Origin of the sequence: Streptomyces tibetensis (assembly GCF_007655005.1) — a bacterium.
GTDB lineage: Bacteria > Actinomycetota > Actinomycetes > Streptomycetales > Streptomycetaceae > Streptomyces > Streptomyces tibetensis.
The window spans coordinates 284507-297633 of the sequence record NZ_SZVW01000012.1 but is presented as its reverse complement, the minus strand read 5'-3'; the positions used below and the strand labels follow the sequence as shown (position 1 = coordinate 297633).

Annotated in this window: 9 protein-coding genes; 5 read left to right on the top strand and 4 right to left on the bottom strand. The window is 72.2% G+C overall.

The genetic code is table 11. The features are described from left to right. Positions 1–140 precede the first annotated feature (140 nt). Positions 141–2015: an ABC transporter ATP-binding protein gene (locus FDO69_RS22050; RefSeq protein WP_104781573.1), complete on the bottom strand. Its 1875-nt coding sequence runs from the start codon at positions 2013–2015 to the stop codon at positions 141–143. Continuing rightward, on the bottom strand, positions 2012–3892 hold the full coding sequence (locus tag FDO69_RS22045; protein WP_104781572.1) for an ABC transporter ATP-binding protein: 1881 nt from the start codon (positions 3890–3892) through the stop codon (positions 2012–2014). The genes FDO69_RS22050 and FDO69_RS22045 overlap by 4 nt, the downstream gene beginning before the upstream one ends. 355 nt (positions 3893–4247) lie before the next feature. Here FDO69_RS22045 and FDO69_RS22040 point away from each other — a divergent pair, with 355 nt between their 5' ends. The 4 genes from FDO69_RS22040 to FDO69_RS22025 are packed head-to-tail and all read left to right on the top strand — an operon-like array spanning position 4248 to position 7827. Beyond that, entirely contained in the window at positions 4248–5162 is a 915-nt protein-coding gene (locus tag FDO69_RS22040; RefSeq protein ID WP_104781571.1) for an ABC transporter ATP-binding protein, read from the top strand. Further along, the gene (locus FDO69_RS22035) at positions 5159–5908 is read left to right on the top strand and encodes an ABC transporter permease (protein WP_104781570.1); all 750 of its coding nucleotides are present in this window, start codon (positions 5159–5161) and stop codon (positions 5906–5908) included. Before FDO69_RS22040 ends, FDO69_RS22035 begins: the two co-directional genes overlap by 4 nt. Positions 5909–5933: 25 nt before the next feature. Beyond that, positions 5934–7184, top strand: a complete 1251-nt coding sequence (locus FDO69_RS22030) for a sensor histidine kinase (RefSeq protein ID WP_104781569.1) — start codon at positions 5934–5936, stop codon at positions 7182–7184. Then, positions 7177–7827 carry a response regulator gene (locus FDO69_RS22025; RefSeq protein WP_104781568.1) on the top strand — a complete coding sequence of 217 codons (651 nt, stop codon included), beginning with the start codon at positions 7177–7179 and terminating at the stop codon, positions 7825–7827. Before FDO69_RS22030 ends, FDO69_RS22025 begins: the two co-directional genes overlap by 8 nt. Here FDO69_RS22025 and FDO69_RS22020 read toward each other — a convergent pair. Together FDO69_RS22020 and glgX are read right to left on the bottom strand one after the other, a co-directional pair. After that, positions 7824–9230: a sulfatase family protein gene (locus tag FDO69_RS22020; RefSeq protein WP_104781567.1), complete on the bottom strand. Its 1407-nt coding sequence runs from the start codon at positions 9228–9230 to the stop codon at positions 7824–7826. The genes FDO69_RS22025 and FDO69_RS22020 overlap by 4 nt on opposite strands. Positions 9231–9439: 209 nt before the next feature. After that, positions 9440–11692, bottom strand: coding sequence for a glycogen debranching protein GlgX (gene glgX / locus FDO69_RS22015; RefSeq protein ID WP_104781566.1), 2253 nt, complete (start codon positions 11690–11692; stop codon positions 9440–9442). 189 nt (positions 11693–11881) lie between these two features. On the opposite strand from glgX, the gene FDO69_RS22010 reads away from it, so the two are divergent. Continuing rightward, positions 11882–13126 carry a L,D-transpeptidase gene (locus FDO69_RS22010; protein WP_104781565.1) on the top strand — a complete coding sequence of 415 codons (1245 nt, stop codon included), beginning with the start codon at positions 11882–11884 and terminating at the stop codon, positions 13124–13126. Position 13127: the final 1 nt, after the last annotated feature.

Sequence of the window (13127 nt, the reverse complement as noted above, 5' to 3'; positions counted from 1 at the left end):
GTCCGGTGCGTGCTCTCGGCGTGCCGGGCGGAGTCCCTCGTACTGGACGTACTTGGGGCTTCGTCCGGTGCGGCGAGTGGGGGTACCCCCTGCTCGAAGAGCTCGGGGGAGCGTGCCAGGCGGGACTCTGCGGACACGACCTAGGCCAGACTGTCCCGCCACGCCCGATGCAGATCCGCGAACCTGCCCGTTCCCGCGATGAGTTCGGCCGGTTCGCCGTCCTCCACGATCCGGCCGTGCTCCATCACCAGGACACGGTCCGCGATCTCCACGGTCGACAGCCGGTGCGCGATGACCACGGCCGTGCGGCCCTTCAGCACCGTCGTCATGGCCCGCTGCACCGCACGCTCCCCGGGGATGTCCAGCGAGCTGGTCGCCTCGTCGAGGATCAGGACCGCCGGGTCGGCCAGCAACGCCCGGGCGAACGCGACCAGTTGCCGCTGCCCGGCGGAGATCCGGCCACCCCGCTTGCGCACGTCGGTGTCGTAGCCGTCGGGCAAGGAGGTGATGAAGTCGTGCGCGCCGATCTCCTTCGCCGCCTGCTCCATCTCCTCGCGGGTGGCGTCGGGGCGGCCGATCGCGATGTTGTCGGCGACCGTGCCGGAGAACAGGAACGCCTCCTGCGTCACCATGACCACCCCGCGCCGCAGTTCCGGCACGGCAAGGTCGCGCAGGTCGACGCCGTCCAGCAGCACCCTGCCGCCGGAGGGGTCGTAGAACCGGGCCAGCAGCTTGGCCAGCGTCGACTTGCCGGCGCCCGTGGACCCCACGACCGCGACCGTCTGCCCCGCGGGCAGGGTGAGGTCGAAGGCGGGCAGCACCTCACCGCCGGTGCGGTAGCCGAAGCGGACGTCGTCGAAGACCACTTCGCGGCCGGGGTGCTCGCTCTCGAGCGGCGGGAGCTGCCGGGGGGTGGCCGGCTCGGGGACCGACGGGGTCTGCGCGAGCAGGCCGGCGATCTTCTCCAGCGAGGCCGCCGCGGACTGGTAGGAGTTCAGGAACATCCCGAGCCGGTCGATGGGGTCGTACAGCCGCCGCAGGTACAGCACGGCCGCCGCCAGCACACCGAGGGCCAGCGTGCCGTCCGCGACCCGATGGGCGCCCCACAGGACGATCGCCGCGACCGCCGTGTTGGCGACCAGGCGGGAGCCGGTGACGTAGCGGGCCATCTCCAGCAGCGCGTCGCCGTTGACCCGTTCGTGCCGCCGGTTGAGCTCGCCGAAGTCCGCGTCGTTGGCGGACTCGCGACGGAAGGCGCGCACCGGGCGGATGCCGTTCATCGTCTCGACGAACTTGACGATCACGGCCGCGATGGCGGTCGACCGCGCCCGGTACACCCGCCCGGCCCGCCGCTGGTACCACCGCACGAGCGCGTACAGCGGCACCAGGGACGCCACCGCCACGCCCCCGAGACCCAGGTCGAGCCAGAGCAGCATCGCCGAGATGTAGACGAAGGACAGGATCACCGTCACGAGCTCCTGGAGTCCCTCGTCCAGCAGTTCGCGCAGCGACTCCACATCGGTCGTGGAGCGGGAGATGAGCCGGCCCGAGGTGTAGCGCTCGTGGAAGTCGACGCTCAGCGCCTGCGCATGGCGGAAGATCCGGCCGCGCAGGTCGAGCAGCACGTCCTGGCTGACCCGGGCCGCGGCGGCGACGAACGCGAACTGCAGCCCGCCCGCGGCCAGCGCGCACGCCAGATACCCGACGCCCACCGCGATCAGCGGCCCGTGGTCCTGGGCGCGGAACGCCGGCACTCCGCGGTCGATGGCGTACGCCACGAGCAGCGGGCCCGCCTGCACGACCGCCTGCTGGAGCAGCAGCAGGAGCGTCGTGACCGTGACCCGGGCCCTCAGGGGCGCGAGCAGGGAGCGCAGCAGGGCCCCGGTGGCGCCCGGTGGGGTGGGCAGGACGTCCTGGTCGAAGGGGTCGCCGGTGGCGGCGGGACTTTTGCCGGGTCGGTCGCCGGGTCGTTCGCCGGGTTTGTTGCCGGCCGGTGCGCCGGTGGCCGCCGTCATCGTGCGCCCTCCTCTTCCCCTGACATTTCCCCTGACATCAGATGCGCGTACTCGGCGTTCGTACGCAGCAGTTCGTGGTGGGTGCCGACCGCGGCGATCCGGCCGCCGGACAGCAGCGCGACGCGGTCGGCGAGCAGCACGGTGGACGGCCGGTGCGCGACGATCAGGGCGGTGGTGTCCGCCAGCACCTGCCGCAGGGCGGCCTCCACGGCGGCCTCGGTGTGCACGTCCAGGGCCGACAGCGGGTCGTCCAGGACGAGGAACTCCGGCTGCCCGACGACGGCCCGGGCGAGCGCGAGGCGCTGGCGCTGGCCACCGGAGAGGCTGAGGCCCTGCTCGCCCACCTGGGTGTCCGTCCCCTGGGGCAGGGCATGCACGAACTCGGCCTGGGCGACGGCGAGGGCACGCTCCAGATCGGCTGTGCCGGCGGTGTCCTTCGCCCCCATGAGAACGTTGTCGCGGACCGCGGCCGAGAACAGCGTGGGCTCCTCGAAGGCCACGGCGACCTTGGCGCGCAGCGCTTGTCTCGACAGCTCAGTGATGTCCTTGCCGTCGAGGGTGATGCGGCCCGAGGTCAGTTCGTAGAGGCGGGGGACGAGCGCGGTGAGGGTGGTCTTGCCGCTGCCGGTGGCCCCGACCAGGGCCATGGACTCGCCGGGGCGGATGTGCAGGTCGATGTCCTCGAGGACGGGAGGGGAACCGGGCGGGGCGTCCGGGTAGCGGAACCGGACGTGGTGGAAGCGAAGACCCGTGTCCTGCGGGTCCTTCGCGCCGGCCCGCGCACCGGAGGCGGTGTGCTCGGAGGTGCGCCCCGAGGCGGTGTGCTCGGAGGCTGTGCGCTCGGAGGTGGGACGCCCGGAGGCGGTGTGCTCTGAGGTGCGGTGTTCGACCTCCTCGTCCATCACCTCGAAGAACCGCTCCGTAGCCGTCGCCGCCTCCTGGCTCATCGCCAGCAGGAACCCGATCGACTCCACCGGCCACCGCAACGCCAGTGCCGTCGATAGGAACGCCACCAGCGTCCCCGCCGACAGGGCACCGTCGGCCACCCGGACGGCCCCCACCACCAGCGCCGCCCCGATCGCCACCTCCGGCAGCGTCACGATGACGCCCCAGATCGTCGCCAGCAGCCGAGCCTTGCGCAGTTCCGTGCCGCGCAGCGTCCGCGACAGGTCCCGGAACGCCCGGGCCTGGCTCCGGTGGCGGCCGAAGCCCTTGATGATGCGGACGCCGAGCACGCTCTCCTCGACGACCGTCGTCAGGTCGCCGACCTGGTCCTGGGCCCGCCGGGCCACCTGCGCGTACCGCTTCTCGAAGACCAGGCAGGTGACCATGACGGGCACGGCGGGTACGAGGACGACCAGCCCCAGCGTCCAGTCCTGGAGCAGCATGATGACGACGCCCACGACGATCGTCACCCCGTTGACCAGCAGGAACGTCAGGGGGAAGGCGAGGAACTGGCGCAGCAGCATCAGATCGGTGGTGCCGCGGGACAGCAACTGCCCGGAGGCCCACCGGTCGTGGAAGGCCACCGGCAGCCGCTGGAGATGCCGGTACAGTCCCGCCCGCATGGACGCCTCGACATGGGTGAGCGGACGGGCCACCAGCCATCGCCGCAGCCCGAACAGCAGGGCCTCCGCGAGACCGAGCAGCAGCAGGTACAGCGCGCCGAGCCACACCCCGGCCGGGTCCCGCCCGGCGATCGGCCCGTCGACCATCCACTTCAGGACGAGCGGGATCACCAGGCCCACGCAGGAGGCGAGTATCGCGACGAACGCGGCGCTGAACAGCCGCACCCGCGCGGGCCGCACGTACGGCCACAGGCGCAGCAACGAGCGCACGGCGGAACGGTCCTGGGCGGAGGCGGGTGTCGTGGCCATCAGCAGCGAGCCTACGGATCGCCACTGACACTGCCCACCGAGTTTCCGCCGGACCCGGCTCGGTCCTTGGTCCTACGACCTGGGGGAACGTTCGGCGGGCCGCACGGCTGCACCCGCCGGGCCGCAGGGCTGCACCCGCCCGGCTGCACAGCTGCACCCGCCCGGCTGCACAGCTGCACCCGCCCGGCTGCACGGCTGCACCCGCCCGGCTGCACCCGCCCGGCTGCACGGCTGCGCCCGCCGGACCGTGCGATTGCGCCCGCCGGGTCGTACGGCGACATCAGCCGATCGGCCGATGTCCGTTCGAGCGTGACGGCCGATGTGCCGGGCCCCGCCTCACCGGGACCCTCTTCGTATGCCGACCGCACCTGTCATCGAAGTCACCGAACTGCGCAAGAGCTACGCCGGCCGCCACGCCGTCGACGGTGTCTCCTTCGCCGTGGAGGAGGGCGAGATCTTCGGGATCCTCGGCCCCAACGGCGCCGGGAAGACCACCACCGTGGAGTGTGTCGAGGGGCTGCGCGTGCCCGACTCCGGCCGCGTCCGGGTCGCCGGGCTCGACCCCGTCACCGAGCACGAGGCCACCCGCCGGGTGCTCGGCGCGCAGCTCCAGGAGAGCGAACTCCAGGCCAAGCTCACCGTCCGCGAGGCGCTGGAGCTGTACAGCGCCTTCTACCCGAGCCCGCTCGACTGGCGGCCCCTCGCCGAACGCCTCGGCCTGACCGCCAAGCTCGACACCCGGTTCGCCAAACTCTCCGGCGGCCAGAAGCAACGGCTGTTCATCGCGCTCGCCCTGGTGGGCAACCCGAGAGCCGTCGTCCTGGACGAGTTGACCACCGGACTCGACCCGCGCGCCCGCCGCGACACCTGGGAACTCATCGAGGACATCCGCGCGAACGGGGTGACCGTGCTGCTCGTCACCCACTTCATGGAGGAGGCGCAGCGGCTGTGCGACCGGATCGCCGTGATCGACAAGGGCCGGGTGGCCGCCCTGGACACCCCCGCCGGGCTGATCCGCCGCTCGGCGGGCGCCACCGTCATTAGCTTCACCCCGTCCGCGCCCCTGGACGAGCGTGAGCTCGGCGCGCTCCCCGCGCTCGCGTCGGTCCAGCACAAGGACGGCCGCGTCATCCTGTCCGGCACCGACGAGACCGTCAACGCCGTCATCACCCTGCTCGCCCGCACCCGTGTCACCGCCCACCAGCTCCGGGTCACCGACGCCACCCTGGACGACGCGTTCCTCGACCTCACGAAGGAGGCGGCGGCATGAGCACCGCCCTCGTCGACACCGCCGTACTGAAGAGCGAGATCCGCCTCTTCCGCCGGGAGCCCGGCGCTCTCTTCTGGATCCTGGCGTTCCCCACCCTGCTCCTGGTGATCCTCGGCTCCATCCCCTCCTTCCGGGAGGCCGACCCGGACTTCGGCGGGCTGCGCCCGGTCGACGGCTACGTCCCGGTGAGCGTGCTGCTCGGGCTGATCATGGCCGGGGTCCAGGCCATGCCGCAGACCCTCACCGGCTACCGCGAGCGCGGCATCCTGCGCCGGATGTCCACCACGCCCGTCAGGCCCGCCGCCCTGCTGTCCGCGCAGATGCTGCTCTTCGGCGGGGCCGCCCTGGTCTCGGCGCTGCTCGCCCTCACGACCGGCCGGCTCGCCTTCGCCGTCCGGCTGCCGCGCCAGGGCTTCGGATACGCCCTCGCCCTGCTCCTGGCCGTGCTCGCCGCCCTCGCGCTGGGTGCGGTGATCTCCGCGCTGTCCCGGTCGACGAAGATCGCCGGTGCCATCGGCTCGGCCGTCTTCTTCCCCGCCATGTTCTGCGCGGGCGTGTGGATGCCGGTGCAGACGATGCCGGACGTCCTGGCCCGGTCCGTCGGCTACACGCCCTTCGGCGCGGCGGCCGAGGCCCTGAACCAGGCCGCGGCGGGGGACTGGCCCGGCTGGGGCCACCTCGGGGTGCTGGTGGCCTGGACCCTGCTGCTGACGGCCGGGGCCGCGCGCTGGTTCCGCTGGGAGTAGGCGGAAAACGGTGCACAATGGCGCGATGACCCCGGCGGACGAGCAGATCGAGCACCGGCAGAACCAGTTCCACACCTGGGGTGTCTACGGGCTGCTCGCCGTCTCCGCCCTCCTCTCGGTGGCCTCGCACGACCTGATGGTGCGCCCGGCCGAGTGGTACACGGGCGGGGCGCTGCTGGTCGCCGCGGTGCTGCTCCAGCTCTGGCACGGCCCCCGCCGCGGCCGCCGCACCCCGTCCCCGCGCGGGACCGCCTACTACGTCCTGCGCTGGGCGCTCTCCTTCGCCCTCACCTGGCTGAACCCCTTCTTCGGCTTCTACGCGTCCGCCGGTTACTTCGACAGCGACGAACTGATCGCCGGACGGCGCCGGCAGTGGCTCGGTCTGCTCGCCACCGTCGTCGTGGTGGCGGGCTCGCAGTCCGGCGGGATGCCGATCGACGGCCTGGTCCAGTGGCTGCTGTTCGGCGTGCTGCTGGTCACGAACTTCGGCCTGCTGGCGGTGGTCGGCCACATCGCCCAGCAGGAGGAGCAGCGTTCCCGCGAGCGGGCCGTCACCATCACCGAACTGGAACGCACCAACACGGCCTTGCAGCAGGCCCTCGACGAGAACGCCGCCCTGCACGCCCAGTTGCTCGTGCAGGCACGGGAGGCGGGCGTCGCCGACGAGCGCCGGCGGCTGGCCGCCGAGATCCACGACACCATCGCCCAGGGCCTGACCGGCATCATCGCCCAGCTCCAGGTCGTCACCAACACCCCCGACCCGACCACGGCCCGCACCCACCTCGAACGCGCCTCGGACCTGGCCCGGCACAGCCTCGGCGAGGCCCGCCGCTCCGTGCACAACCTCGCCCCGGTGGCGCTGGCCGACGCCGGACTGCCGGAAGCCCTGAAGAAGACGGTCGCCGAATGGGGTGAGCGGACCGGTGTGCGCGCCGACTTCAGGCTCACCGGTACCGCCGAGCAACTCCACGAGGAGGTCGCGGCCACGCTGTTGCGGATCGTCCAGGAGGCCCTCTCCAACATCGCACGGCACGCGGGCGCGAGCCGCGCCGGCGTCACCCTGTCCTTCCTCGGCGACGAGGTCATCCTCGACATCCGCGACGACGGCAGCGGCTTCGACCCGCTCGCCGTCCCGGCACGCACGCGCACCGGCGGTTTCGGCCTGCCCGGCATGGGTGCCCGCGCCGAACGCATCGCCGGCTCCCTCGCCGTCGAATCCGAGCCGGGCCACGGTACGGCGGTCTCCGCTCGCGTACCGTTGGTCCGCCATGACTGACCATGCCGCGACGGGGGCCGCCCCGATCACCCTGCTGATCGTCGACGACCACCCCGTCGTCCGGGACGGCCTGCGCGGCATGTTCGAGTCCGCGCCGGGCTTCCGGGTCCTCGGGGAAGCGCCGAACGGCGTCGAGGCGGTCTCGCTCGCCGCGGCCCTCGACCCGGACGTGATCCTGATGGATCTGCGCATGCCGGGCGGCGGGGGAGTGGACGCCATCCGTGAACTGACCCGGACCGGCGCCCGCGCCAAGGTCCTCGTCCTCACCACGTACGACACCGACTCCGACACCCTGCCCGCGATCGAGGCGGGCGCGACGGGCTATCTGCTGAAGGACGCCCCGCGCGACGAGCTGTTCACGGGGGTGCGGGCGGCGGCGGAGGGCCGTACGGTCCTGTCCCCCGCGGTCGCCTCGCGCCTGGTCTCCGCGGTGCGGGCGCCCGGCAACGAGCCCCTGTCCACCCGCGAGCGCGAGGTGCTCGCGCTGGTCGCCAGAGGCACGTCCAACCGGGAGATCGCCCGCGAACTGTTCATCAGCGAGGCGACGGTCAAGACCCACCTCACCCACCTGTACGCCAAGCTGGGCGTCAACGACCGCGCGGCAGCGGTCGCGGCGGCGTACCAGCGGGGGATCCTCGGCTAGGCCGGGTAGGGCAGCAGGGTTCGGTCGGTCTTCTCCCAGGCGGCCTTGAGCTCGGCGAGCAGCTCCGGTCGGTCCGGGGCGAGATCGGCCTGCTCCCGCAGGTCCTCGGCCAGGTCGTACAGGTGGTCCTTGCCGGCGGCGTCCCGGTAGTACTTCCAGTTCCCGCGCCGCAGCGCCCGGTTGGCCCGCACGCGCCAGAACAGGTCGTGCTCCGGCGGCTGCTCGCCCCGCAGCAGGTATCCGGCCAGGCTCGCACCGTCCAGCGGGTAGGCCGGATCGGGTCGTGCGCCGGCCACCTCCAGGAAGGTCGCGGTCCAGTCGGGAGAGAGGTTGGGCGCGTGACTGACCTGGTTGCCGTCGATCCGGTGCGGCCAGCGGACGATCGTCGGCACCCGGATGCCGCCCTCCTGCAGCACGAACTTCTCGCCGCTGAGCGGCCACAGGTACGACCAGCGCTCACCGCCGTTGTCGCTGGCGAAGTACACCAGCGTGTGCTCCTCCTGCCCGGAGTGGCGCAGCGCCGTGAGCACCTCGCCGACGGCCGCGTCCAGGCTCTGCACCATCTCGGTGTACTTGGCGACCGAGCCGCCGTCGTAGTGGTTGAGCGCGGCCGACACCTCCGCCTGGCTCTTCGCGTTCCGGATCTTCTCCGCGATCTCGGCGCCGGTCTCCTCGTCGCCCTCCGCGAGCCACGGCCAGTGCGGGGTGGTGAAGTTGAGGTTGAGCAGCCACGGCTGGTCGTGGTCGCGGCTCACGTACTCCACGGCCCGTTCGGTCAGGACGTTCGTGTAGTACCGAAGGTCCTTGTACTCGGCGTCGCCCTCGTAGAGGTCGTGTTCGCCGAGCTGCCCCAGCTTGGAGAAGTACTCCAGCACACCCCCGCGGTTGCCGAAGAACTCGTCCCAACCGGACTTGGTGGGGCTGTAGTCGGGAAGCCAGCCGCAGTGCCACTTGCCGATGAGAGCGGTGGCGTAACCGGCCTTCTTCAACAGCGAGGCGAGGGTCGGGTGGTTCGGGTCGAGTCCTTGGGCCCTGTTGGCGATCGGCTCGGCGAGCCCGCCCTTCGTACGCCCCGGATAGCGCCCCGTGTACAGGCTGAACCGGGTCGGGGAGCAGGTCGAGGAGCCCGAGTAGGCGTCCGTGAAGCGCACCCCCTGGCGGGCCAGCCGGTCCAGGTTCGGCGTGCTGATGTGCGGGGCGCCGTAGGAGGACAGATCGGCCCAGCCGAGGTCGTCGCCGAGGATGACCAGGATGTTGGGGCGCTGTCCGGAGGCGGCGCCGGGGCGGGCTCGGAAGGGGCGTTCGGCGGGAACCGCCTCGGCGGCACCGGCCGTACCGGCCACGGCGCCCACGGCACCACCGCCGACGAGAGCACCGAGGGCACGACGGGATATTTCGGGCATGCGGAGGTCCTGGAGGGTCCGAGGGGAGGAGTGGGGGGAGCCGAGGCTCGGCAGCGACGCTGCCAGCGGTACGGCGGAGGGGTCAAGGAGATCCCGGCCGCGTTCACGGACCTGCAACGAGCCGCAACACCGCCGACGCCGCCCTCCCGGCCGACCGCCGAAACGATGCTGCCGAGCACGCTCGCCTTCGACCATCCCGTGCCGATGCCTCAGCCCGTCACCCGCAGCAGCAGCACCGCCCGTGCCGGCATCGTGATCTCCGTTCCCGCGCGGTGCTCCACGCCCGGTGCCTCCCCCTGCTCCTCCAGGCTCGTGTCCACGACGACCTCGTACCGTTCGGCCCACGGGGGCCCCGGCAGCGCGAAGTTCACCGGACCCTCGCCCGCGTGCAGGACGGCCAGGAAGCTGTCGTCGAGGATCTGCTCCCCGCGCTCGTCGCGGCCCGGAATGTCCCGGCCGGACAGGTACATGCCGAGCGTGGCCGCCGGCGCGTACCAGTCCTGCTCCGTCATCTCCGTGCCCCGGGACGTGAACCAGGCCAGGTCGCGCAGCCCGTCCGCGGTCTGCGCCCGGCCCGAGAAGAACGCCCGGCGCCTGAGCACCGGGTGGCGGTGGCGCAGCGCGATCAGCCGGGAGGTCAGCGCGAACAGGGCCTGCCAGCCGGGATCCTCCAGCAGCTCCCAGTCCAGCCAGCTGATCTCGTTGTCCTGGCAGTAGGCGTTGTTGCTGCCGCGCTGGGTGCGGCCCAGCTCGTCGCCCGCGACCAGCATCGGCACGCCCGTCGACAGCAGCAGCGTGGTCAGGAGGTTCCTGAGCTGGCGCCGCCTGAGCGCCCGTACACCCTCGTCGTCGCTCTCGCCCTCGGCGCCGCAGTTCCAGGCCCGGTTGTCGTCCGTGCCGTCCCGGTTGCCCTCGCCGTTGGCCTCGTTGTGCTTGTGCTCGTAGGACACCAGGTCGCGCAGGGTGAAGCCGTCGTGCGCGGTGACGAAGTTGACGGACGCGTACGGCCTGCGCCCGCCCCAGGCGTACAGATCGCTGGAGCCCGACAGGCGGTACCCCATCTCGCGCACGTCCGGCAGCGCGTGCCGCCAGAAGTCCCGTACGGCGTTGCGGTAGCGGTCGTTCCACTCCGTCCACAGCGGAGGGAACGCCCCCACCTGGTAGCCGCCCGACCCCACGTCCCACGGCTCGGCGATCAGTTTCACCCGGCGCAGCACCGGGTCCTGGGCGATGACCGCGAGGAACGGGGACAGCATGTCGACGTCGTGCATGGAGCGGGCCAGCGCCGCCGCAAGGTCGAAGCGGAAGCCGTCCACTCCCATCTCGGTGACCCAGTAGCGCAGCGAGTCCGTGATCAGGCGCAGGACGTGCGGCTGGACCACGTGCAGGGTGTTGCCGCAGCCGGTGTAGTCGGCGTAGCGCCGGGGGTCGTCCTGGAGGCGGTAGTAACCCCGGTTGTCGATGCCCTTCAGGGACAGCGTCGGACCCAGCTCGCCCGCCTCCGCGGTGTGGTTGTAGACGACGTCGAGGATGACCTCGATCCCGGCCGCGTGCAGGGCGCGCACCATCCGCTTGAACTCGCCGACCTGCTGCCCGGCCGTCCCGGAGGCCGCGTAGCCCGCGTGCGGGGCGAAGTAGCCGATGGAGTTGTAGCCCCAGTAGTTCCTGAGACCTCTGCGCAGCAGGTGGTCCTCGTGCGCGAACTGGTGCACCGGCAGCAGCTCCACCGCCGTCACGCCCAGCTTCACCAGGTGCTCGATCGCCGCCGGGTGCGCGAGACCGGCGTAGGTGCCGCGCAACTCCTCGGGTATGCCGGGGTGCAGCTGCGTGAAGCCCTTGACGTGCAGCTCGTAGATCACCGAGTCGGCCCACGGTGTCTTCGGACGGCGGTCGTCGGCCCAGTCGTCGTCATCGTGGACGACGACGCCCTTCGGCACGTACGGCGCCGAGTCCCGGTCGTCGCGCACGGTGTCGGCGACGTGCTGCTGCGGCCAGTCGCGGACGTGCCCGTACACCTCCGGCGGCAGACCGAAGTCCCCGTCCACGGCGCGGGCGTACGGGTCGAGCAGCAGCTTCGCCGGGTTCCAGCGGGCACCCGTCCACGGGTCCCAGCGGCCGTGCACCCGGTAGCCGTAGCGCTGCCCGAGCAGCACGCCCGGGACGAAGCCGTGCCAGATCTCATGGGTCAGCTCGGCGAGCCGGACCCGCGACTCCCTGCCCGTCTCGTCGAACAGGCACAACTCGACGCCCTCGGCCCCGCCCGCCCACAACGCGAAGTTGGTGCCCGCCACCCCGTCCGGGCCGACCCGGAACCGGGCGCCCAGCGGGGTCGGCGCGCCCGGCCACGCGGGCACGGTGGGCGGCGGCGCGGCCCTCCGTGCGCCGTTCACGGCGGCGGCCTGGCGCCCGTTCCCGGTGGCCCGATGACCGGCCACCGCCTCCTGCTCGGCTGCGCTGGACACCTGTCAGCCTCCCACCGACTCGTGGGACGACGGGGGACAGAAGGGTGCGGCCCTGTGCTGCGGCCCGGGTCGCGGCTCCCCTGCGCGTCGTCCTCCCCACTGTTCTGCCCAGAGCGTGGGTCGCACTCACGTTTCCCTGGGGGCGGTCATGGTCGTTTCCCGGGGACGCGGCCGGTCGTTGGGCACCGCGTGAGGCACGTACAAGGGCGCGCGCGGCGCGCGAGGGCCGCGCTGGCCGCCGTAGTGACATGGGCAGGGCTCCTGGCCGGGGCCACGGGGTGTACCTCGGACGACGCGGGCGGGATCACCGGGGCGTTCGGCGCGCCCCCGGCGCCCGAGGACGTCATCAAGGTCTCGCCCGACGACGGCAGCAGGGGTGTGCGCCCCGACAGGAGGCTGCGGGTGCGCGTGCCCGACGGCCGGCTGGAGAAGGTGAAGGTCGTCAGCTCGCAGGACGCCCAGGAGTCCCCGGTGCCCGGGCACCTCTCCGCCGACGGCCTGACCTGGGAACCCGACGAGCAGCAGCTCGCGCTGGCCGCCAAGTACACGATCGACGCGGTGGCCGTGGACGGCGACGGGCGCCGCTCGGCCCGGCACACCACCTTCACCACCTACGTCCCCGAGGAACGCTTCATCGGCTACGTCGCCCCGGAGAACCGCGCCACGGTCGGCACCGGCATGATCGTCTCGCTGGAGTTCAGCCGCGAGATCACCGACCGCGCCGCCGTCGAACGCGCGATCCGGGTCACCGCCCGTCCGGCCGTCGAGATCCGCCCGCACTGGTTCGGCGGGACCCGCCTCGACTTCCGCCCCGCGGACTACTGGAAACCCGGCACGCAGGTCACCGTCGCCCTGCGGCTGCGCGACGTCGAGGGTGCGCCCGGCGTCTACGGCCTGCAGCACAAGACGTTCTCGTTCACCGTCGGCCGCAGCCAGGTCTCCGTGGTCGACGCCGCCGCCCATTCCATGGAGGTCCGGCGCGACGGCGAGCCCCTGGCCACCGTGCCGGTCACGGCCGGCGAGCCCGGGAACACCACGTACAACGGCAAGATGGTGGTCACGGAGATGCTCGACGTCACCCGGATGAACGGCGCCACGGTCGGTTTCAAGAAGCGCGACGGCAAGGGCGAGTACGACATCCCCGACGTCCCGCACGCCATGCGCCTGACCGACTCCGGCACCTTCCTGCACGGCAACTACTGGGCGCACCGCTCCGTGTTCGGCCGCACCAACGTCAGCCACGGCTGCATCGGACTGCGCGACGTGAAGGGCGGCAGCTCGGACACCCCGGCCGGCTGGTTCTTCGACCGCAGCCTCGTCGGGGACGTGGTGGAGGTCGTCAACAGCAATGACAAAAAGGTCTCTCCCGACAACGGGCTCGGAGGATGGAATATGGGCTGGAATGCATGGAAGGCGGGCAGTGCGGTGAAGTAAC